Origin of the sequence: Trichococcus shcherbakoviae, assembly GCF_963666195.1 — a bacterium.
GTDB classification, from domain to species: Bacteria; Bacillota; Bacilli; order Lactobacillales; family Aerococcaceae; genus Trichococcus; species Trichococcus shcherbakoviae.
Map to the genome: position 1 here is coordinate 1192019 of NZ_OY762653.1, position 22857 is coordinate 1214875.

A 22857-nucleotide genomic window follows, 5' to 3' on the forward strand; every position below is an offset into this window, starting at 1 on the left:
TACCAGATGGGTTCCCGCACGGCCAAGGCCGGGCTGATGCGCATCGGAAAAACGGTGCCTGCTCCGGTGAAGATAGCGTTTCCCGGAGGAATGTCGGGTCTTGGGCCGGCTGCTCCGGCCAGGCGGTGCCCGCCGGAGTTGCGGGCGAATCTGAAGTCGGTGCTACGGCCAGACTGGCCTTCATCGGAGCACAATCAAAAAAGATCGGCGCGGCAGCATTTCCATATGCTTCCGCGCCGATCCGATGCTATTTTTTCCGGCTGACTTTTTCTTCAATCGTGCGTTCGAATGTTTCTTTGTTCTCAACCACCGCGATGGGTGCGTACTCCGGCCACGCCTCTTCCAAGGCTTCCGCGGAGTCCCCGCTCAGGAGAAGCACCTCGATTTTTCGGCCGAACCGTTGCTCCAATTCTTCCGAATAACCAAAAATGGATGGCACCGCATCGATTGCGATCGCCGCACTGCCGTTCTTTTTGAATGTCCTTGCCACTACGAATTTCATAGATTCACCTCAGGGTCCATTATAGCAAAAAGGCCAAGCTACCGGTGAAAAAAATTGGCAATTCCTTTGCTGATTCTACACTTTCAGTTCTGCAGCCTATACGTCCAGCTCGGTCTGAACGCTGGTTCCTTCAGGCGTAGCCTTGTAATGAGCCATAACCAAAGCGCCTAAGCCCGCCATGACGGTAAGCAGGGAGCTGAGGAATTTGACAAACGGCGGCAGCCCCAAAAGCCCGAGGACAGCCAAGCCCAAGAGCACCAGCCAGACTCCCTTATGCAGCTCGGGCCACTTGAAGCGTTTCGCCAACCACTGGCCGATGAATACCGCCACAATGATCCGTGATAGATACAAAGCAATCGGATAAATGACCCCAAGTATTACCGCAATCGGGATCCCGATGACGGTGATCATTGCTAAAATGATCATTGGCGGCACCACCAACAATGTCAGCAGACCAACCCCTAATGTCTTCAACGGCTGTTCAGCCAACGGACGGGCTGTGTTTTGCCAGAAGGTGGGGCGCCAAATCCGGATAAGGAACCAGACCAACAGGGCGCTCACCAAGCTCCAGAGGAACCAGACAAATTTCATGACCGGCCTGCGCGTTTCCCGCACGGCAGTTGTTCCACTATCCATTGTTTCGTAAAATTCCCAATCCGTGTCTCCAGCGATCGTTGCGCCGGTTCCGATGTCAGCTTCGTTTTCACCCTTGTAGTTGAGGTCTCCCGCAATGTTCGCACCGTCCTGGAGTTTCAGACTGTCCGTCTGAAGATTGACATCCCCGCCGATCTGCCCACTCAGGACAATCTCGGCTCCGCCGCCGAAGAGGTTGCGTTGGATGATCCCTTCCTGTAGGATGGTTGCGCCAGCCGCAAACAAGTCCCTGCCAATGGACGCATCCTGTCCGATGGAGATACTCTGACCGGCAAAGAAAACATCGCTTTCCGACTGACCATCAAAGGTAAGTGCTTGCCCAGCTCCATAAATATTGCCGGTCACTGTCCCGCTGATGGTAATCGTTTGGGACGCCACAAAAAGATCACCGTTGATGTTGCCGTTGATCCGGACATCCTGCCCGGAAACAAACGTCGTCCCCTCCACATTTCCATCTACTTTCACCACATTACCCGCAAAGAAACCCGGTCCTTCAATCGTCTCACCTGCAGCCAAATGATCCAGATTTTCAGCATTCATGGTAGTGGCCGAAGCAACACCTGAAAATCCCAACAAAATCGCCAAAAATAACAAGTTGATACTCCAGAAGAACCCTTTCCACCAAACCTTCTTATTCATCCTACATTCTTCTTTCATGCAACCACGCAAAAAAAACAGTGACTAGGCTTCGTAAACTCTTCTCAGTTCCGCAAGGTCTAATTTTTTCATTTTCAGAGTTGCCTCTGTGACGCGTGCCAATTTTTCAGGATCCGCTGTCTGCATCATCTCGTTCATATCGGTTGGAACGATTTGCCATGATACCCCGTATTTATCCTTCAGCCATCCGCAATTTTCCGCTTCCGGGACATAAGACAGGGCTTCCCAATAGTAATCGATTTCTTCCTGATTTTCGCAATTGACGATGAAAGAGAAGGCTTCATTGAATTCAAAATCATGGGCCTGAGCACTGTCCATGGCTGCGAACGTTTGATTTTCCAGCTTGAACGAGGCGAACTTTACCGTCCCTGGCGCATCCGGTTCCTCCCCAACTCCGTAGTAATCCATTCCGTCGATTTCGGTATCTGAAAATACCGCCTCATAGAAAAGGATCGCCTCCTCTGCTTTGCCGCATTGTTTTTTCGTGAACAGCAGCGTCGGCGTCAATTTCTGATCTATCTCCCGTTCGCCGACATGCATGATCTGCCAGGACAGGCCGTAGCGGTCTTCTATCCAACCATACCTTTTACTGAAGGGATAAGCGTCCAACGGCATGAGCACCGTGCCGCCATCCGAAAGTTTTTCCCAAAGGAAATCGATTTCTTTCATTGATGCGCAATCGATTCGGATGGAAATGGACGGATTGAGGCGAAAATACGGACCTGCCGAGATTGCCATGAAATCCTGACCTGCCAACGTCATCGAGACAATCTCGGCATTTCCATATGGTGGTGGATTTTGGATTTGGCTGATGCTTGTGACTTTGGAATTATCGAACAGTGAGGTATAGAATTCGGCTGCCTCTGCAGCCTGCGTATCAAACCAAAAATGAGGAACAATTTTATTCATATATAAAATCCTCCTTGATCTTTTTAATGCCGACCCCGACAGTGCAAATGGACAAAAAAACAGCGGTTGCACCGATCCGCCGAAGACGTTCTTCGGCGCAGTCGATGCTCTCCACTGCCATTATGCCACTTTTCGTTGCCGATGGAAAATGAGAACCATCGGCGCTGAGCGGCTATTGCATTCTGTTCAATTTATCGTTCAGCTTGGCGTAAATGATCCTCATGTAGGGTTCGGTGCACTTGCTGAGCGCCTCTTCCAAGCCCATCCAGGCGACCCCACTGTTTTCGTCCGGTTTGATGTTCGTCTCTTGCGTTTCGTCCGCTTCCAGCAGGTAGGTCAGGTTCAGATGCACATGTGTTCCTACTTGTTTGCCGTTTTTGACATGCCCGTCCACACTCAATATTTCGAGCGAAAAGAGTTCCTGCGATACCGGTGTGACCTGCTCGACACCCGTCTCTTCCTTCGTTTCCCGGATGGCTGTCGCCAGAAAGTCGGTTTCGCCATCCATGTGACCACCCATCCAAGCCCAAGACTGATAGATGTTATGGTAGACCATCAGCACCTTGGTCCGCTCGCGATTGACGACCCAACTCGAAGCGGTGAAATGGGCGAACTCATTCTCACGCCTGAACAGATCATCGAACTGATCCAGATAGCGAAGCATCAACTCACGATCCTTTTCTTCCTGCGCATTGAAGGGAGAATAGTCCGCAAGCGTTTGTCTGATTCCCATGACAGCCTTCCTTTCGCATGCGTTTGGCGGTTAATTGGTCCGCGAGAAACCTTCATCATTCAGATAACCGACAGCCGCATCACGGGTTTTGAAGATTCCTTCCATTTGACCGTTCTTCAAAGCAACCGACCACATCGGATTATCGTAGATCAGCAACAGAACATCTCCGGACCGATCCACCCATTTTTCCGAATAGCCTTCCTCATAGCCGTCTTCGGTTTTTTTCAGAAAGGAAATCGCCTTTTCCAGCAGGAAACGGATCGTTCCTTCGTCGCTTTCCAATACGGAAATATAGCCTTTATCCGTCTCTTCTTTCGGCAGGTAGCCTGCATAAATGAAGGCATTGCCGTTTGGATGCAGGAAGCGGACGGCGATTTTGTGGTCCACCGCACTCGCATTGAAATGATAATTGATCCGGTTCATCGAGACCGGAACAGCCGTCAGTTCTTTATAATCATCAAATATCGCTTTTTTTTCTTCGAATGACAAGGTCATTTCTTTCAACTCCCTAATAATGTTCTCCGATTTTTTGCGGAGGTTCGACTCATTCTACCATATCCGGACGCGGCCTTTCAGCCCCATCCGCGTATTTTTCCAGAAAATGATGCCTTCCGTCCCGATTGCGGTAAGAAATGATCTTTTCGAGATTCACACTCTGCACGCTCTGGAAGATATTCGCATCGATAAGCGGACTCGTTTCGCGCAACTGCCCGATCAACGCCTTCATCTCTTTGCGTTTGAAACCTCCCAGATCGCTCGGTTGATCAGCGTACATTTCCGTAAAACGGCAGGCGCACTGGAGGAAGGTCAGCTGATGGTAGTCCTTCCAAGCGATGATATCCGCTTCCTTCACATGATAAAGCGGTCGGATCAGCTCCATCCCTGCGAAGTTCCGGCTGTGCAGTTTCGGCATCATCGTCTCGATGGTCCCGCTGTAGAACATATTCATCAAAATCGTCTCGATGACGTCATCGAAATGATGGCCCAAAGCGATTTTGTTGCAGCCGAGCTCCTGGGCTTTTTGGTACAGACTGCCCCTGCGCATGCGCGCGCAATGGTAACAGGGGGACGAGTCCACATTCTCCACGACATCAAAAATGGAGGACTCGAAAACGGTCAGCGGGATTTCCAGCAATGCGGCGTTATCCAAAATCTGTTGCTGGTTCTGTTCGCTGTATCCCGGATCCATCGCCAAAAAGACCAGCTCGAATCGTATCGTGCCATGCCGTTGCAGCTCCTGCATCAGTTTGGCCATCAGCATCGAATCTTTCCCGCCGGAGATGCAGACGGCTATCTTGTCGCCGTTCTGGATCAGGTCATATTCCTGGATTGCTTTGATGAAGGGCCGCCATAAGGGTTTCCGGTATTTTTTGATGAGACTTCTTTCGATTTGATTGCATTTTTCCATCTATTCGGTTTTCCTTTCTTGCGGGCTGTTTGGGTGGTTTTAGTGTTTATCGTTTGCTCCGGGGAACGCGGGCTTCGTCGTAGTTCAGCCGGCAATTTGCAGGCGTTCTCCGGTGACGGCAGCTTCGTCGGAGTTGCGGCTAGGAATCAACGGTGTGCTCCGTTTAGCGCCCGTTTCCCCGGAGCTGGGGCACCACTTGATATGCACCGAGGTCCAAATGCCGCTCCTCTAGAAGACTCACCGGCATGATGTCCATCAGGGCATTTGTGACGAATACTTCATCCGCACTCAAAAGTTTCTCCAGACCGTACGCCCCTTCCTGTACCGGAATCTTAAATTCAGCGCACTTCTTGATTGCCCGCGCTCTAGCCGTCCCTTCCAGGATGCCGCAGTGCAGCGATGGGGTGTATACGATTCCGTCCTTCACCCAAAAAACATTCGAAACGCATCCCTCGGCAACCTGATCATGCGTGTTCAAAAAGATTGCTTCATCAAAGCCTTTCCGAACGGCCGCTTCTTTTTCCAGGATATTTTCCGTGTAGTTCATGCTTTTGATGCCGACGAGTTTGGAGAATTCGTTCCTTCTCGCATCGGCCAGGCACACTTTCAGACCTGTTGCATATTCCTCTTTGTAGGTTTTCGTTCCTGTCAGGATCAGGATATCTGCTTCCTGTTGCGGCTGTTTTTTCGGGGCCGGTTTGCTGCAGACGACCTTTACGAACCCTTCGGAAACGTCATTCAGATCCAGCAGTTTTTCGATGATCGGCTGGAGTTCGTTTTCTTGATAAGGGCAAGTCATCCCCAGAACGGAAAGAGCACGGACCATGCGCCCGTAATGTTGGTCCAGAAACAACACTTTTTCACCGGAAACACGGATTGTCTCAAAAACCCCGTATCCGTACATGAAACCCGGGGACAGCGGACTGATCAGTGCTGCAGCTTCTTCAAGATAGGCATCATTCAAAAATACTTGCATAGTCATTCCCCTTCCGGTAATTCCGCTTGCAGTGCTTCGATGAGTGCCTTCGCCTTCACAAGCGTCTCCTCGTATTCCATCTCCGCATCCGAATCCCAGACGATGCCGCCACCGACCTGAAAATAGGCCGTATCATCCTTCTGCAGGATCGTCCGGATGACGATATTCAGATCCGCATCCCCGTTGAAGCCGACATAGCCTATCGATCCGGTATAGACGTTGCGCTGGGTCGGCTCGATTTCGTCGATGATTTCCATCGCCCTGATTTTCGGCGCACCCGTTATCGATCCGCCCGGGAAGGCTGCTTTGATGCAATCGAGAGCGTGGATGCCTTCCTCCAGCTCCCCTTCGACAGTCGACACGAGCTGAAAAACCGTGCTGTAGTCTTCGATATGGTACATTTCCGTGACCTTGACGCTGCCTGTTTTGCAGACCCGGCCCAAATCATTACGCATCAGATCGACGATCATCAGCAATTCAGCCCGGTCCTTCTCGCTTTCCAACAGCTCCTGGCGATTGGCGCTATCCTCTAGTTCGGTGGCGCCCCGTGGACGGGTGCCTTTGATCGGCCTCGTCTGCACCTTGCCGTTGCGGATCTGCAGGAACCGCTCCGGCGAGCTGCTCAACAGCTGCCCCATGCCGAAGTCGATGTACGCGGCGAAGGGAGCCGGGTTGATGTTGCGCAAGCGCGTGTACAGCTCGTAGGGCGATGCTTCCGTCCGGCATTGGAAGCGTTGGGTCATGTTGACCTGATAGATGTCGCCGGACCGGATATACTCCTTGATGCGCGCGATTGCTGCCAAATAGTACGCCTTCGTCATGTTCGCGGTGAGCTTCGGTCTGGCTTCGTTGGCCAATTCCAAAATCTGAGCCGGAAAATGCATCCCTTCCGCTGCTGTAATAGCCTTTTCCACCTCGGCAACCCACTTTTCCGGATCGCCGAAGAACCCCGGCGAGGCAAGATGGACTTTTCCCAAAAGATGGTCCACCACAATCGCCCCATCATAGATGCCAAAGAAGCTGTCCGGAATCTGGACATCGTCGCGCGCTTCCTTCGGCAACCGCTCCACCTGATGGCGCAGCTCATAGCCGAAATAACCGACAGCTCCGCCGATGAAAGGAAGCTCGCCTGCATAGTCCAGCTGATATTTTTCCAGCAATGCTTTCACTTCTGCAAAAGCATCCACACCCGCTTTGGCAGTCAGCGTCAGTTCGGGATCGAATCCGATGAAGGAATAGCGTCCCAGCTTTTGCGGATCCATCCCGCTGTCAAGGAAAAAACAATGTTTGCGGTCGCGGAACAAAGAGAACAGTTCGAAGCTCGAAAGTCCGGTAACGATTTCCTTGATCACGATGTCAGTCGTTCTTTTTCCCATCAACAATCGCCCCTTTCCGCTTTTTTTTGGCGCGCTCATAAAAATTGCGCAACATATCCAGCCCATGCTCCGTCAGGATTGCCTCAGGATGGAACTGGACCCCCTCGATCAACTCTTCCCGATGAAGAAAGCCCATGATTTCGCCATCCGATGTCCAGGCTGTGACCTCCAGCGATTCCGGGAGGCTCCTCTTTTCAACGATCAAAGAATGGTATCTTGTCACGTTCAGAGGGCTTTTCAAGCCCTGGAAGACGCCTTTCCCTGTGTGTTGGATGGCGTGAACCTTCCCATGGACAGGTTCTTTCGCCTTCACGATTGCTGCGCCGAACAACCCGGCGATCGTCTGATGCCCCAAGCAGATGCCCAGAATCGGGATGGCTCCTGCAAAGTGCCTGACTACATCCAGACTGAGGCCCGCTTCATCAGGCGTCTTCGGACCCGGGGAAATCAGGATCATCAGCGGATCCAGTGCCGCTATCTCATCGATCGTTATCTTATCGTTCCGTTTCACCACAACATTCTCATCCAATTGTTTCAGGTATTGGACGAGGTTGTAGGTGAAGGAATCATAATTATCTATTACAAGTATCATACGTATCCTCATCATTACTGTTATTTTTTCTCGATTATGTAGCCTTTTTCATAGGTCGGTTCCTCTTTCCAGCAGTCCTGTCAGACCTTCTGAAAATGGTAAGTCCATCATACCAAATGCCGGGACTCCAGCCTATAGTTTTGAGGAAACTGAATCCTATCGAAAAAATGGCCAGGACAAGAGCCCCGGCCACTCAGTCTGTACCGAAAGCGGAAAACTGCGCGGACACAGTCTGAAAAGTACTGCAGCCGCTCTGCTTAGGGTTTGACATCCGCCTTGTTGTCAAAGCCCCGCTGTTCCCAATAGCCTTCATAGTCCGCATCATCGGACAGCTCAATCCGGGTGATCCATTTGATCCATTTGTATCCCAGTTTATCTTCCGCTACCAGCTGGAATGGAAATCCTCTTTCTGGTGGCAACACTACTCCATTCATCTTATAGGCGATCATCAATTGCCTGTCCATGATCGTCTGCAGCGGCAGGGCTGTGCTGTAGCCATCTTCTGAATAAAAAATGACTGTATCGGCGCTTGCCTGAACATCCACTCCTTCGAATAGGTCCGCAAGAAGAACCCCTTCCCAAAGGATGTCGACGCTCCATCCTTCCACGCAATGCAGCGTCACAACCTTTGTGTACTTCTGATTGTCCAACACTTCATCGTAGGACAAGGAAACCGGCTGCTCGACCAAGCCGTCGATCGTCAGCGTGTAGTCATTTATGTCTATGTACTGGGGACCTTTGATTGAGTTTTCCCGAAAATCGGTCAAAGAAGACAAATCTTGTCCTTCGTATTCGGTCACTTCGATTTTGGTCAGTTCTTCCAGATCAGTCCCTCTTGTATCGCCATCATTGGATGTTCCGCAACCAAAGAGCAACAGACTAAGCAACAGAAACAGGTATTTGCTGGGAATGCGACTGGCATAGCGGCCCTTTACTGCGACTGTCCCCGCTTTTTTCATCAAAATGCCTTCTTTCCGAAACCCTTCCGATTAAAAACCACGTGTCTGACCTTCCCACGGTTGCGGTTTTCCTTCCCGGTGTTCCTCCACGCTTGGCCCTTTAAGATTGCGGAGGCGCCAAATGCCATAGAGATAGCTGAGGATCAATCCAGCAATCGTGAACGGAAGCCCCAAGAGCGTATTGGTCCAAGCCAACTCGATAATATCGCCGCGCCGGTAAAGAATGACCTGCAAAGCCAAGCGCATCACAAAAGAAAGAAACCAAAGAACTGTCACTTCCTGATAAGCAGGTTTCACGTCCTTGCGCCAATACCAATCTAGATCCCACCCGCGCGTCAGATGGCTCGTCAAAGCGGCCATCGGTTTCCCCAGAATGAGGCTTACCAGCGCCGCCACTACGAGCAGCGCGCTGGTCGCTAGTTTGGGGAGGTAATAATTGGCGGCATTATTCGAGAAATACGCAATTCCGGAGGCAACCATAACCCCCAGCAATCCACCCACGGCATACCGCAACGGTTGTTTCCGGGTCCACCGGATGATGCCCAACAGCACAGCCAAAGCAATCGCCAAAATGCTGGCAACAGTCAACTGATAGTTGCCATTGACGATCGCAAACAACAAGGGAGGCAATAAAGCATCGAAAGTCTTCCCCGATATGACCAATTTCAATTCTTCCGAAATTTCCTTGATTCTGGATTTCATATCATCAGCCCCTATCGGCAAATCTGTAGGCGACATACTCGATGATGACACCGTAACCGATGCCCGCCGCAAAACCGACTGCATCTTCGAATCCTGTAGCGCTATAAAAGGCGAAAGAAACCAACAGCCCCAGTATGGCTCCGCGCCCCAATGCTCGTTTCAATTCCTGAATTTCCTTTGCAAAACCGATGACGACACCCATCAACAGCCGGTTATACCAGAAGGCGAACAGATACAGCGCCTCCTTCTCAAATCCGGAACGCAATTGGGCACCCACGATGCAAACTATGCCCAAAAGAGCTCCCGCAACGATAGAAATCTTCATTCTACTCGTCAACATATGCCCAACTCCCCTCATCTGTCGGCATGAAAATCAGCCTTCTCATTCGCTTCAATTATACTACTGCTGCTCAAAAAAGCGAAAATGACGGCTCCAAACCGGGGAATCCCGGTTTGGAGCCGTCATAAAATTTAATAAGCTGATGGAGTTGGAAAGGTTGGATCAGATAAGAGCCTGCTGGCATCCGTTGTCAGCAGGCAGCAGATGCTCAGTCTGTTTCGTTCATCCAACCTGCTTTATCAAACAGGTAGAAAAATAAACTCAAAATGATGCCGACAACACTCGCTAGGACCATTCCGCTTAATTGGATGCCTGCAAATTGAACTGTCAAGCCACTCAATCCTGTCACGAAAACGATGGATGTCAGGATCAGATTCTTGGACTTGCTGTAGTCCACTTTTTCTTCAACCAACAGACGCAAGCCGCTCGTGCCAATCATGCCGTATAGCAAGAACGTAACTCCACCGATTACATCACCAGGAATTGTGGAAATCAGTGCTGCCAACGGTCCGAAGAAGGACATGACCATGGAGAAAATCGCAGCACCGGCGATGACGCGCACGCTGTATACACGTGTAATCGCCATTACCCCGATGTTCTCGCCATAAGTCGTTGTCGGAACCCCACCGATCAAACCGGATAAAGCAGATGCAAAGTAATCAGCGAACAACGAACGGTGCAAGCCCGGATCTTTGATCAGATCGCGGCCGACGACGTTGGAAGTGACCACCTGGTGTCCAATGTGCTCAGAAGTCAGCACAAGCAAAACCGGAAGCATCGTCAAGATGGCATTCATATCAAATTTTGCCAATTGGAAATGGGGCATCGTAAACAAGGATGCTTCCATTACCGGAGTGAAGTCGACCATGCCGAACGCAATCGCAGAAATATAGCCAACGACGATGGCAATCAGAATAGGGATAGTGGACAAGAAACCTTTGAAGAGTACGGAACCTAGGACAGCCGTGCCCAAAGTAATGAAGAAGACAGCGAAGTTCTGTGCTGTCGCAGTGTCGGTCATCAAGTTTGCACCGATCGATCCTCCTTGAATCGTAAGGTGAGCCAGCTCCAGACCGATCAAGGCAACAACAGCCCCCATCGCTGCAGGTGGAAGGACAACATCGATCCACTTTGTTCCGACACGATGGATGACGAAGGCCATAATACAGCCAATGATACCTAAGACGACGAAACCACCCTGCGCATACTCAAAACCTTGGTTAGCGATGATGATGCTCGTGGGTCCGATGAAGGCAAAACTTGAACCAAGATAGGCCGGCGATTTCCCTTTTGTGATCCAAATGAATAATAGCGTGGCGACCCCGTTCATCAATAACACAATGCTCGGATCAATACCGAAAATGATAGGCACAAGCACTGAAGCACCGAACATTGCGAAAGTATGTTGCAAACTAAGCGGAATCAGCAAGTTTGCAGGTACCTTTTCGTCAACCTGAATAATTTTCTTTGAAGCCATTCTATATTTCCTCCTATAGGCGCAAAAAAAAGCCCTTGAATTATGATATTCGCAAAAGGACCTAAGGTATCAAATATTCGATTTGTTACCCTTTTTAATCTCTCTGGATTAGTTTAAAGGACTTTGCTTCGCTTATTTTAGCAATAATAGTTATGGAATACAATTATAAAATGATTAGATAATCCCGCTTTCGGCCCAAAAACCCTACTTGTTGAAGATAAAAACACGACCACCAGAAAGCTTTGGCTCAACCTTTGTGGCTTTCTAGCGGTCCCTACAATTCAATCAGACAGCCTTGCCTGCCAGCAAGACCAGCTCCGCCGGGATGCCGGCCATGCGTTTGAGATCAAGGATGCTGTCTGTCTCCTCAACCGAGAACAAGCCTTTTTCAAGCACCAATTCCCTGACGGTTTTGCCTGTCTTCAGTGATTCTTTGGCGATTGCGCTGGCTTGTTGGTAGCCGATTGTCGGGCAAAGGGCAGTCGCGATGCCGGCACTCTCTTCCACGTGTTTGTAGCAGGCCATCTCATTGGCTTGGATCCCTGTGATGCAGTTGACGGTCAGCGTAGCGACTGCATGCGCCAAGCAATCGATCGATTCAAACAAAGAATGGAAGATGATCGGCTCGAAGGCATTCAGCTCCAACTGTCCGGATTCGGCAGCCATCGTGATTGTCAGATCGTTTCCGATTACGCGGAAAGCGACTTGCGAAACGACTTCGGGTATCACCGGATTCACTTTTCCCGGCATGATTGAAGAGCCGTTTTGCTTGGCAGGCAAATTGATTTCACCTATGCCAGCCCTTGGACCGCTCGACAACAAGCGCAGATCATTGCTCATCTTCGACAAGTTCACCGCTGCCGTCTTGATTGCCGCCGACACTCTGACGAAGCCATCCACATGCTGGGTTGCATCGAAAAGATCCTCTGCCTGCGTGAAAGCAATTCCCACTTCTGCGCTCACAAAAGCGGTTATGTTCTCCAAGTATTCCGGCGTCGCATTAATTGCATTGCCGATTGCGGTCCCGCCAAGATTGAGGCTCTTCATCTCTTCTGCAGCACTCATGAGATGACGGATATCCCTTTTGACGAAGGATTGATAAGCCTGGAACGTTCTCCCCAACGTAGTCGGAACCGCATCCTGCATTTGCGTCCGCCCCATTTTGATGACCCCGGCGAATTCTTTGGCCTTATCAGCCAAGGCCAGCTCCAGCTTTTCCAGTTCGGCAATCAGTTCCGGCAGAAGCTGCAGGACGGTCATTTTCCCCGCTGTCGGAAAAACATCGTTGGTGGACTGGCAAAGATTCACATCGTCATTCGGATGAACGATGCGGTAGTCTCCCTTTCTCCCGCCCAAAATTTCGATGGCGCGATTGGCGATGACTTCGTTGGCGTTCATATTGGCCGAAGTTCCGGCACCGCCTTGAATGGCATCCACGATGAAGGCTTCATGAAAATATCCCGCCACAATTTCGTCGCAGGCTTGGACAATCGCATCCTTTTTTCCGACAGCCAGGTTACCCGACTGAGCGTTCACAACAGCTGCGGCTTTCTTGATTCGCGCCAGGTTGCTGATTAATTCCGGATGCAGATTCGTGCCCGTGATTGAGAAATTTTCCTTTGCACGCGACGATTGCACACCATAATACGCTTCTGTGGGTACTGCTAACGTTCCGATCGAGTCTGCTTCAATTCTCATGTTCATCTCTGTTTGCCCCCTGAAATTTTTCTGTAATTCATAGTCCAAACAATACCACCCCTGAAAAATGAATGAAATAGTTTAAGGGAAGTTGCGAACAAAACCTGCATATTCGACCTTCTCACAGAAGAATCACACGCTAATTCCCATGTAACTTTATTTTCTTAAGTCATGTCAGCATTCGTTTGCTTCACTTGCTAGGTCTGATATAGAATCTTAAGCATACAAAGCAAACAACAATAATGGAAGGGGCCTCTAATGGATAAAATCGATAAGCAAATTTTGAACATTTTGCAGACAAATGCACGGGCTTCCCTGAAGGAAATCGGCGAGGCCACCTTTCTGTCTTCGCCGGCTATTTCCGCAAGGATCGCCCAGCTGGAAAGGAACGGCGTCATCACAGATTACGGCGCACATGTGAACCTGCAGACGCTGGGCTACAATATCAAGGCTTTCATCAATCTGGAGGTCGACCCCAAGCAAAAGCCGGTTTTTTATCCTTTCGTGGACAGCATCCCGAATGTGCTGGAATGCAACTGTGTGACCGGTGAATTCTCGATGCTCCTGAAAGTCGCCTTTCCGACGACGAATGAACTGGATACTTTCATCGGGGAGCTGCAACAGTTCGGCAAGACATACACGCAGGTCGTCTTCTCCACCTCGGTCGGTCCCCGAGGCATCCATTTTGAGGACCAATAACAATCCGCATCAGGCCTAAAAAAGGCTATCCGCTCCCGAAATAGACAGGGAGCGGATAGCCGCACATTTTATACGTAATATAAATTCTCGGATGGGTAAACTGGGTCGCAAGTGATATCGAGGCCAAGATTCCGTAGGATCTGATCATCGTCTTTGTTCAGGATGACAGTCGAGTGTGCCTGCACATCCTTCAGCTCGGAAAGTTTAGCGTAAGCCAGTTGGGCTGTAGGATTGGTTACCGCTGAAATGGACAGGGCGATCAGGATTTCATTCGCGGTCAAGGTCGGGATGCGTTTATGCAAGCCTTCGCTCTTCAGCTTTTTGATCGGCTCCAGAATGACCGGGGACAGCAACAGGATGTCGTCGGAAATGTTCGCCAAGGCTTTGATCGCGTTCAGGATGGCGGAAGAACAGGCATCCATCAGATCGGAAGTCCTGCCGGTGATGATCCGTCCGTCGTTCAATTCGAAAGCGATGACAGCCGGAATCTCGTTGTCGACCGCGCGTTTCATCAAACGCTTCGCATATTCGCGGGCAGGCTTCACGGGAGCCCGGTCTTCTTGCTTCAATTCGACCTCTTCCATGATCAGGCGCATATGGTTGCGCGTCTCTTCATCGCTAAGGCCTTTCTTGTAGTCACATTCCGTGTCGAAGCTGCGTCGGATGATTTCCTGCTTCGAGGCTTCCCGGATCGCTTCATCGTCGGTGATGCCGAAGCCTACTCGGTTCACGCCCATGTCAGTCGGTGATTGGTAGACGGATTCCTTGCCGGTGATGCGCTCGATGATGCGTTTGATGACCGGGAAAGTCTCCAGATCGCGGTTGTAGTTGACCGCCACTTCGTTGTAGGTCTCAAAATGATAGTTGTCCATCATGTTGACGTCCTTCAGATCGACAGTTGCGGCTTCATAGGCGATGTTCAAGGGATGCTTCAACGGAACATTCCATACCGGGAAAGTCTCGAACTTGGAATAACCGGCCGCGCGCCCTTGACGGCGTTCGTGGTACAGCTGATTCAAGCAGGTCGCCAACTTGCCGCTGCCGGGACCCGGAGCAGTAACGACGACAATCGGCTTGGTCGTCGGAATGTAGGTGTTCTGGCCGAAGCCTTCTTCGCTGACGATCGTTTCGATATTGGATGGATAGCCTTCGATGGCGCCATGGGTATAGACTTTGATGTCGCGTTTTTCGAGTTTGTTGATGAACACTTTAGTGGCCGGCTGTCCGTTGTAGCGCGTGATGACGACACTGTTGACGGCCAATCCGTATTCCCTCAGCTCATCAATCAGGCGGAAGACGTCCATGTCGTAGGTGATGCCGTAGTCGCCGCGGATTTTGTTGCGTTCGATATCCCCTGCGTAGACGCAGATCAGGATCTCCGCTTGGTCCTTTAATTTCTGCAGCAATTTGATTTTGGCATCTTCATCGAACCCAGGCAATACGCGTTTCGCATGCTTGTCGCCGATCAGTTTCCCTCCGAACTCAAGATACAATTTATCATAATTGTTGACCCGTTCCAGGATATATTTCGATTGTTCTTCAATGTATTTCTGTGGATCAAAGCCGATTTTCTTCATTTGTTTTCCTCCAATGTCTGAATGGTGTATCTGTATACTTGCCGTTAGGCGCCTCTTTCCGGATGCAGAATTGTGTCGCCTGCATCATCACCAGAGCTCTGATTTCAACTCTAACAATTATAGAGTATTTTCTTTGATTGGCAATACGTATTTTAAGCCCGCGACGATTTGTTCAACAGCATGCGCGCCGTGATCCAAGCGGTGAGCGGGATGATTCCGGTCACTCCGATGCCGATGACGAACATGGAAACGACTTCCGAGACAAGCACTTTTGCGTTCAACGCCTCCCCAAATGAATAGGACAGATCCCTGAACCAGAGGAAAAGCGCGAGATAACCGCCGATGAATGAAAAATACAGCGTATTCGTCGTCGTTCCGATGATGTCCTTGCCGATCGTCATCCCCGAACGGAACAATTCCTTTTCACCCAACTGCGGGTTGCGGTGATGGACTTCATGCAACGAGGATGAAATGGAGATGGCCGTATCCGTAATGGCTGCTATTGTTCCCGTTATCATCGTGCAAATTCCGATTTGGACGAAATCCACATTCACAAAAAATGAAAGCGTGGTGTACTCTTCCACTTCCTCGGGACCGAAGCCCTGTATCATCGCAAACCGATGCACGACAATGATCAACACCAGCAAGAAAAACGTTGTGACGATCGTGGCGATAAAAGCCGCCTTGGTCTTGACGTTCACGCCGTTTATGTAGAATAAATTGATGTAGCCCACCACAGAACAAGCCAGCAGGGTCACAAAAAGAGCAGGAAAGCCATTGATCAGCAGCAACACTAATACATAGAGGACCGCAAAATTGAAAAACAACGAGAGGAACGAAGAAATCCCTCGTCTGCCGCCCACCGCCCCCATCAGCAGCAAAAGCAACAGCGCCAATGTCATCTGCACGCTCATCGACGATCACCCGCTTTCTTGGGAATCAGACGGACTGCTGTGAACATTGCCAACGGCACCGTCAAAACGATACCCAAACTGCCCGCCAAGGCCCGGGTGATTTCCAAAGATAATTGCATCGAAAAGGTGTGGAAAACATCGGAGCCGTTCTCCAGATAAAAAACGAGCGTCGGAATCGCTCCGCTGACATAGGCAAAAAGCAGCACATTCGCCATCGTCCCCATGATGTCCTTGCCGATTTCGCGTCCGGACTGGAATAAGGCTTTGGCGGATATCGCGGGGTCTTTTTCGTACAGTTCCTGGATGGCCGCAGTCATCGTGATGGCGACATCCATCACCGCACCCAGCGAGCCGATCAGAATGCTCGACAGGAAGATCCGCCGCGGATAATGCGTCACAAACTGCATTTCCTCATACCGCAGGCCCTGCCCGTTCGTCAAGGCAATGACCCCGTAGGCGATGATTAAGGTCATGAATGTTCCGGTCAAAGTGGAAAGGATTGCTGCGTAAGTCTTCCTGTTTCTGCCGCTGACCAAGAGGAGCGTAAGGACGGTCCACCCGATCACTGCAGCACTGCTGATCCATAATAGTTGTGCATTATCCGCACTTTCATAACTGTCCAGAGCGACGCTGAACAGCAAAATGTTCCCCGCAATACTGACGAGAGAAAGCAGGCCTTTTTTTCCCGCTGTTGCAACAAGCACGAAAAGAAACACGGACCCCAAAAGGGCAACATATTTATCCCGCTTTACTCCGGAAATTTTACCTGTCACGGCACCCGAAGCACTCTCGCTAAGGGAAAGGAACACTTCATCGCCTGAACGGTACATCTGGCTATAGGCAAGTGAGTCGGAATAGTTAGTTTCGATCACAACCTGCACCCCTTTCGACTCCCCGTTCATCAGTACAGCCGTCAGTTTTTGGTTGTATACGGGATAGCTTTCCCGATTGGCGCCGATCGTTTCATCGGTTCCAACAGCTTCCGCTGCAATGATTTTGGCGATCGGTTCTTCGTACCACGCGTAGTTATTGTAGCTGAATAGCGTCAGCATCCCCAACAACGCCGCAAACAAGGTCAAGAATATTGCTTTTTTTCCTGACCAACAATCCTTTTTTCATCCACTGTGTTCCTCCCTTCAATAGATTTCCGCATGGTTTTTATCCTAAATTGGTAAGGATGATTTTCTCCATCCGGATATCGTCGCGCCATTGCCCTTGGGAATAGGTGAAGTGAGGGATGACGCCTATTTGTGTGAAGCCGGATCTTTCGTACAATCTGATTGCGCCGGCATTGTGGGAAAAGACTCCCAGTTCTATGCGCTGATAGCCGAGACTCCGGCATTCTTCTTCATACAGGGCCATGACCGTTTTGCCGATGCCCTTACTGCGCCAATCCGGCTCTCCGATATAGATGCCCAGCCAAGCTGTTTTTCCGTCATTCTTCAACAGGGCCGGAAAGTCGCGGATAATCGACGCGATTCCGACCGGCTTGTCATCCACGCAGATGAAATAATTGCGCTTGTCCGGATTGCTGAGGCTTTCGCGGACGCCCTCTTCCGTCACCAAAGGCAATTCGCTTTCTTCATCATAGTGCGGGGTGATGAACGGTGAAATAGCCGGGTCATTTTCCCAACGGAGTACGGTCTGGATCAGTTCCTCGTTCAACGGTAAATTTTTTAGTTGCAGATTCATCCTTTGCTTCGCTCCTTCGGTTTTATCGATCAGATGCTTGATTCCATGCGAAAAGGATTGCACCGCTAGGTCCGGGCGCAATCCTTTTCGCATATCCACAATTATTTTAGAGAACTTTTTCATATGCCCAACGCATATCGCTGATGCTCGTCAGGATGTGACCGCAGTACGTATACCCGGATTTCTGCAAGGCACGCTGCATGCTTTTGTTGTCCGGATGCGTATCGATGCGCATGCTGGAATAGCCTTTTTTACGCGATTCATCCGCAGCCCATTCGACGATTTCCCCAAGAACGCCCTGGCCACGGAATGCGTCTTTGATAGTGATGCGATGGATGACACTGTAAGGATTATCCGTCAGCCATTGGCCCTCGGTGATCACTTTATAGGTAGGGTCCTCACCGTAAAAAAACGCAAAAGTTGCCCCCGGAACGCCGTCCCGCAGGTATACATAGCTGTATCCTCCATTGATATCCTGAAGAATGACTGCTTCATTCGGATACCCTTTTTGCCATTGATCGATGCCGGACGCCTTTAGGGTGACTTTCGCCTCATTGATGATTTCCATGATTGCAGGCAGATCCGCTGGCGTTGCTTTTCTGATCATGCTTCCACCGCCTTTCATTCTTTTCATTTAAATAAGATTATACCGGAAACATGATTGTTTTCATGCATTTTTATTGTTTTCATTCCGAATAATCCCGATTCTTATAAGTTAAACATCTTTCGGTACTGCTGGATATAGGATTGCTTTTGTTTTTTCAGCATGTAGAGCGCATTTTTGATCTGATCCGGCTCATCCGCCATATCCAGTTCTTCCTTTTGCTTTTCGATGCCTTCTACTACGGGCTCACAGTAGGCAGCTTCTTTGATTTCATCCAAAATGGCGATGATTTCCTTGCGCATCCTTTCGACGCGGGGGCCTTCACCTGCTTTTATTTCATCCAGGCTTTCGACGAGTTCCCGGAATGGAAGGTTCCTTCTGACTTTTCCGTCCTTGATGCGGATATATTCTTTTTTGAATTCCGTGACGCCGGGCACCGCCCCATTCAGTTGGTACCAGCCATCATAGAGGATCCATCCGCCTTCGGGTTCCTCAGGGATGAAGTCCCTCTTTAAAATGTATACCTCGTCCGCGCCGGTAATTTCCGCCACCCAACATTTGCTTTCGCTGTCTGCCGGGCTGAGCTGCAAACCTAACTTCGACATGAGAAAATCCTCTTTCTGATTATTATTGATGGTTCATCATCAGGCCGATTGCGCTTTGCCTGATTCCGTCTTCCATTATACGCTAACTCCATACTCGTGGATAGGGATTCACTTCCCGAAGGCCCGATGATCGATCCAGCCCACTCCTTCCCCATTCCATTCGGCATAAAGGTATGCTCCGTCGACAGTTTCCCTGCTGATCGAAACAGCCTCCCCCAAATATTCTGCTGTGGAGCCGAGTTCCTTTGCTCCGAATTCGACCCAGGGCAGACTGTCGATGGAATAGCCGCCATCAGAAATGACGGCGGAGTAAGATACGGGAACAACATCGAACGGCTTTATAGCTCGGCTGTCCACCCATCCCAATGGGCTTCCTTGCATCCAGAGCAAGGAATAGAGTCCGTTCTGGGTGGTTCCCTTGACCAACAATTCCTTGCCTGCATAGCTATCGGAGTAACCGATTGTTTCATAGTCCGGCGTACCCCAGGGAAGGGTATCGACCGAGTAGCTTCCGGCCTTAATGACGCCGATGTATTCGCCGTTTTCGAAGCCGAAAGCTTGCCTGTCGATCCACCCAAGATAAGCGGCATAAACGCTCGAACTATCCATTGTTTCAAAGAGGATAGTTGCACTCGCGCCAAGGACGTCCTTCGTAGTGCCCAATTGGACCGCTTCCGTTGTCCCTGGCGGCTGACTGAAAATCGGGTATTGGCCAGCAGTGATATAGTCGGTAGCTTCCGCAATCATGATATCATCACGGATTTCGATGGCGCGCGTATCGACCCAGCCCCAGGCATTTCCGTCCTTGAAGAGCAAGGTATAGCTGCCGTCCGACAGTGAGCCCTTGACTGTGACATACGCTCCGATCTGTTCGCTCGTTAAGGCCACAGTCTCACTTCCCGGTGTTCCCCACACAAGTGTATCGACTGTATAATCTTCAGCTGCGATCATGCCTACTTGCTCCTCGCCGGTCAAGCCCAATGCCTCTTTTTCCAGCCAGCCGATGCCTTCATTGATCAGCGTCTTAGCATAGACATATTCCCCATCGGCCGATTCATAGACAAGCAGCACCCTTTCCCCGATCCGGTCCGAGGTATCGCCGATTACATCAGCATCCTCGCTGTCCCCGGGCAGGCTGGTGATCGGGGAACCGCCCAGCGTGATGTAATCCGAATAATCTGTTGGCTGGAAGTCCGCTTCTTTGAGCGCTGAGCTTTCGATCCAGCCGAATCCCAATTCCGCTATCCACACATAAGCGTACGTTCCATCATTTGTCTTCCTGACAACGGTTACGATGCGCCCGATGTAATCTTCCGATTGTCCGATTGTCTCCTGGCCCTCCATGTCCCACGGAAGCGTATCGATGGGATAGCCTTCCAGAAAGATAGTCGCAGTCTCGTTTACCGTAATGAAAATCGGTGTTGCCGAATCTGCCTTTTCGCCTTGGGAAATACCGGCTGATGAAGAGATGGATGTCTGCTCGCTTTCGCTTATCAAGGAACTTTCATCCTGACTCCCCACCGAAATTGGCGGGGTGCTGCAGCCCGAACAAAGAATCACCAAAAAAATGGATACAAGCCACCGCCCTACTCCTTTTTCCATCACCGCTCACTTCTCTCCTCTATCTTTCTTTCCCGCAGTTCAATCACTCGGCGTCGCCGCTGTCCTTGACCTTGACGCCATCCACAAGATCCTTGTTCGGATCTGCGACGTATCGCTCCCCTTCCACCAGACCATCCAATATTTCGATGTCATATTCGGTTTCCAGCCCGGTTTCGATGTACCTTTTTTCGACTCGGTTGCTGCTGTCCACCACGTATACATACGCTTTTCCGGATTCCGCTTCGATTTGGACAGCCTCATAGTTCACGCGCAGAGCATCGAGCATTTCGACCGTGATGATTTCCGCATCGGCTTCATAGCCTGCCTTGATGTTTTCGTCGGGATCGGTGATCGTGATTTTCACAGTGACTTTCGCATCCTGGTCTGCGGATGTCGCGGATTTCTCCGCCGATTGGCCGATTTCCGAGACGACTCCTTCGTATTCCGCAGCTACCCCTTTCACCTTGACGGTCGCCTTCTGGCCTACCCGCATATTGACGCTGTCAAACTGACTGACAGCCAAACTGATCACGTATTCGGTCGCCCCGTCAACGATGATGGCATCCCCGACCTGAGGGTATTCGTTCGCCACAACATCCATCTTCGTCACGATGCCGTCGACATTGGCCTTCAGATCGCACTCCTCGATTTTTTTGTTCAAATAGACGATGTCCGTCTTCAGGAGAGCAATCTGGTCCGCCTGATTGGAGATCCTTTCCTCCGCTGTTGCGCACGAAAAGGTTGCCGAGGTGTTCAGATTCGAAAGAGCGATTCCAGCGCTCCGGACGGCTTTTTCGCCATCACTAATCGCTTTGATTGCCGCCTCATACTTTACGGCAGCGCCGCTTCTGGCATTTGAAACGCTGATTTCCGCGTTACGGACAGCGGCTTCGCTGTCGCTGACGGCTTTTTCAGCTGCTGCATATTCAATAGACCCCGCGCTTTCGGCGTTCGAAAGCGCAATTTCCGCATTGCTCACAGCTGACTCGCTGTCCGAAACCGCCTTTTCTGCTGCAGCATATTCGGCATCGGCTGCATTTTCGGCATTCGAAAGCGCAATTTCGGCGCTGCTGACAGCCGTTTCAGCATCGATCACCGCCAATTTCGCCGTATTATAGCCGGCTTGATAGCTCATTTCAGCGCTGTCCAAAGTCAATTCGGCATTCCCTACCGCCGTTTCGGCAGCGGCGACAACCTGCTGCGCCAACTGATAGTCAAAGGCATATAAGATCGGATCGGCATCATACAGAGCTTTGACGATGTCCAGATTCAGTTTCGCACTCTCATAGGTTGTTTTCGCAGTCTCCAATGCACATTGGGCTTCCTTCAGGGCATTATCCAGATCATCAAAATTCTTTTTTGCGATCCAGTAATGCGCCTTCGCATTTTCCAAAGTCAGTTGGGCTTGACCGACCGCATTCGCGTTGGCTATTTCGACGTTATGCAGTTTATCCGCTAAAGCGGCAGCGTTCGCTTGGGCGCTCTCCAGAGCTATTTGAGCCTGGCTCACCGCATTGTCGTAGAGCGTCCCCCGCCCCGACAGATTCGATACGGCGGCGGCATAATTCGACTGGGCGTTCTCCAAGGCTAAGTTCGCCTGGCTGATGGCATTCGCATTGAGCGTATTGATGTCATCCAGATTCCCTTGCGCCGCACTGTAATTGGATTGGGCAGTTTCCAGCGCAATCCCCGCTTGGCTCACCGCATTCTGGGAGGATGCCTTGTCCATTTCAGCGCTGCTCCCGGAAAGATAGGCAAGCGTCGCCTCTGCATTCGCAAGATTGATGGCCTGCTTATCCAATTGGGTGCGGTACTCGGTCGCATCGATCCTCGCCAGCACATCGCCTTTCTTGACTGCCTGCCCTTCCTCCGCCAACACTTCGACAATCTTGGCTGTGGGCGAGGGAAAAAGGCTGCTCCGGCTGCTGGCTTCGATGTCGCCGGTTATCGGCACATACTTAGCCAATTGCCCTTTCCAGGCCGTATGCACCGACACTTCCTGGACCTGGGCATTCTGATACCACCAGTAGGCAGTACCCCCGCCCACCAACAAAGTCAGCAGAAGGACCGCCGTGACAATGATCGATTTTTTTGATTTGAATATGATAGCTTTCAATTTCCCCATAAAGAAGACCCCCTCGCGCAATTTCCGGATATTCCAGTTGATTCCATCGTTTCGGT

Annotated in this window: 23 protein-coding genes; 1 reads left to right on the forward strand and 22 read right to left on the reverse strand. The window is 50.6% G+C overall.

The window, feature by feature from the left end:
• Positions 1 to 247 precede the first annotated feature (247 nt).
• The 14 genes from ACKPBX_RS05485 to ACKPBX_RS05550 form a co-directional block, all read right to left on the reverse strand.
• A complete protein-coding gene (locus ACKPBX_RS05485; protein ID WP_086626730.1) occupies positions 248 to 502 on the reverse strand; it encodes a DUF6718 family protein in 255 nt (84 codons plus the stop codon).
• 96 nt (positions 503 to 598) lie between these two features.
• Positions 599 to 1795, reverse strand: a complete 1197-nt coding sequence (locus ACKPBX_RS05490; RefSeq protein ID WP_140185460.1) for a polymer-forming cytoskeletal protein — start codon at positions 1793 to 1795, stop codon at positions 599 to 601.
• 42 nt (positions 1796 to 1837) lie between these two features.
• Positions 1838 to 2722 (reverse strand): VOC family protein, encoded by an 885-nt coding sequence (locus ACKPBX_RS05495; protein ID WP_319996225.1) that lies wholly within the window; start codon positions 2720 to 2722, stop codon positions 1838 to 1840.
• A 172-nt stretch (positions 2723 to 2894) separates the two neighbouring features.
• Positions 2895 to 3455, reverse strand: a complete 561-nt coding sequence (locus tag ACKPBX_RS05500; protein ID WP_140185461.1) for an NUDIX hydrolase — start codon at positions 3453 to 3455, stop codon at positions 2895 to 2897.
• 30 nt (positions 3456 to 3485) lie between these two features.
• Entirely contained in the window at positions 3486 to 3950 is a 465-nt protein-coding gene (locus ACKPBX_RS05505) for a hypothetical protein (RefSeq protein ID WP_086987147.1), read from the reverse strand.
• 49 nt (positions 3951 to 3999) lie between these two features.
• Positions 4000 to 4863 carry a tRNA 2-thiocytidine biosynthesis TtcA family protein gene (locus ACKPBX_RS05510; protein WP_319996226.1) on the reverse strand — a complete coding sequence of 288 codons (864 nt, stop codon included), beginning with the start codon at positions 4861 to 4863 and terminating at the stop codon, positions 4000 to 4002.
• A gap of 163 nt (positions 4864 to 5026) precedes the next feature.
• Positions 5027 to 5839: an aminotransferase class IV gene (locus tag ACKPBX_RS05515; RefSeq protein ID WP_319996227.1), complete on the reverse strand. Its 813-nt coding sequence runs from the start codon at positions 5837 to 5839 to the stop codon at positions 5027 to 5029.
• 2 nt (positions 5840 to 5841) lie between these two features.
• On the reverse strand, positions 5842 to 7215 hold the full coding sequence (pabB, locus tag ACKPBX_RS05520; protein ID WP_200831676.1) for an aminodeoxychorismate synthase component I: 1374 nt from the start codon (positions 7213 to 7215) through the stop codon (positions 5842 to 5844).
• The gene (locus ACKPBX_RS05525) at positions 7196 to 7807 is read right to left on the reverse strand and encodes an anthranilate synthase component II (RefSeq protein WP_119092258.1); all 612 of its coding nucleotides are present in this window, start codon (positions 7805 to 7807) and stop codon (positions 7196 to 7198) included. The genes pabB and ACKPBX_RS05525 overlap by 20 nt, the downstream gene beginning before the upstream one ends.
• A gap of 257 nt (positions 7808 to 8064) precedes the next feature.
• Positions 8065 to 8766 (reverse strand): molybdopterin-dependent oxidoreductase, encoded by a 702-nt coding sequence (locus tag ACKPBX_RS05530; protein WP_319996228.1) that lies wholly within the window; start codon positions 8764 to 8766, stop codon positions 8065 to 8067.
• A gap of 30 nt (positions 8767 to 8796) precedes the next feature.
• On the reverse strand, positions 8797 to 9468 hold the full coding sequence (locus ACKPBX_RS05535; protein ID WP_319996229.1) for a DUF3159 domain-containing protein: 672 nt from the start codon (positions 9466 to 9468) through the stop codon (positions 8797 to 8799).
• A 4-nt stretch (positions 9469 to 9472) separates the two neighbouring features.
• Positions 9473 to 9808 (reverse strand): hypothetical protein, encoded by a 336-nt coding sequence (locus ACKPBX_RS05540; RefSeq protein WP_319996230.1) that lies wholly within the window; start codon positions 9806 to 9808, stop codon positions 9473 to 9475.
• Positions 9809 to 10016: 208 nt separating this feature from the next.
• Positions 10017 to 11285, reverse strand: coding sequence for a uracil permease (gene uraA, locus ACKPBX_RS05545; RefSeq protein ID WP_319996231.1), 1269 nt, complete (start codon positions 11283 to 11285; stop codon positions 10017 to 10019).
• 285 nt (positions 11286 to 11570) lie between these two features.
• On the reverse strand, positions 11571 to 12983 hold the full coding sequence (locus tag ACKPBX_RS05550; RefSeq protein WP_462709482.1) for an aspartate ammonia-lyase: 1413 nt from the start codon (positions 12981 to 12983) through the stop codon (positions 11571 to 11573).
• Between the two features lie 258 nt (positions 12984 to 13241).
• Between ACKPBX_RS05550 and ACKPBX_RS05555 the strand changes: the two genes are divergently transcribed.
• Positions 13242 to 13682 carry an Lrp/AsnC family transcriptional regulator gene (locus tag ACKPBX_RS05555; RefSeq protein ID WP_086626717.1) on the forward strand — a complete coding sequence of 147 codons (441 nt, stop codon included), beginning with the start codon at positions 13242 to 13244 and terminating at the stop codon, positions 13680 to 13682.
• A gap of 68 nt (positions 13683 to 13750) precedes the next feature.
• Here the strand turns inward: ACKPBX_RS05555 and ACKPBX_RS05560 are convergent, their stop codons facing one another.
• The 8 genes from ACKPBX_RS05560 to ACKPBX_RS05595 all read right to left on the reverse strand — a co-directional run bounded on the left by ACKPBX_RS05560 (position 13751) and on the right by ACKPBX_RS05595 (position 22801).
• A complete protein-coding gene (locus ACKPBX_RS05560) occupies positions 13751 to 15259 on the reverse strand; it encodes a DUF1846 domain-containing protein (RefSeq protein ID WP_319996233.1) in 1509 nt (502 codons plus the stop codon).
• Between the two features lie 152 nt (positions 15260 to 15411).
• Positions 15412 to 16173 (reverse strand): YibE/F family protein, encoded by a 762-nt coding sequence (locus ACKPBX_RS05565; protein WP_319996234.1) that lies wholly within the window; start codon positions 16171 to 16173, stop codon positions 15412 to 15414.
• Positions 16170 to 17252 carry a YibE/F family protein gene (locus tag ACKPBX_RS05570; RefSeq protein ID WP_319996235.1) on the reverse strand — a complete coding sequence of 361 codons (1083 nt, stop codon included), beginning with the start codon at positions 17250 to 17252 and terminating at the stop codon, positions 16170 to 16172. Before ACKPBX_RS05570 ends, ACKPBX_RS05565 begins: the two co-directional genes overlap by 4 nt.
• 79 nt (positions 17253 to 17331) lie before the next feature.
• Positions 17332 to 17865 carry a GNAT family N-acetyltransferase gene (locus tag ACKPBX_RS05575; RefSeq protein ID WP_319996236.1) on the reverse strand — a complete coding sequence of 178 codons (534 nt, stop codon included), beginning with the start codon at positions 17863 to 17865 and terminating at the stop codon, positions 17332 to 17334.
• 106 nt (positions 17866 to 17971) lie between these two features.
• Positions 17972 to 18472 (reverse strand): GNAT family N-acetyltransferase, encoded by a 501-nt coding sequence (locus tag ACKPBX_RS05580; protein ID WP_319996237.1) that lies wholly within the window; start codon positions 18470 to 18472, stop codon positions 17972 to 17974.
• Positions 18473 to 18573: 101 nt separating this feature from the next.
• Positions 18574 to 19074, reverse strand: a complete 501-nt coding sequence (locus ACKPBX_RS05585) for a hypothetical protein (protein WP_319996238.1) — start codon at positions 19072 to 19074, stop codon at positions 18574 to 18576.
• Positions 19075 to 19182: 108 nt separating this feature from the next.
• Entirely contained in the window at positions 19183 to 20676 is a 1494-nt protein-coding gene (locus tag ACKPBX_RS05590) for an SH3-like domain-containing protein (protein ID WP_319996239.1), read from the reverse strand.
• 43 nt (positions 20677 to 20719) lie between these two features.
• On the reverse strand, positions 20720 to 22801 hold the full coding sequence (locus ACKPBX_RS05595) for a permuted SH3 domain-containing protein (protein WP_319996240.1): 2082 nt from the start codon (positions 22799 to 22801) through the stop codon (positions 20720 to 20722).
• Positions 22802 to 22857: the final 56 nt, after the last annotated feature.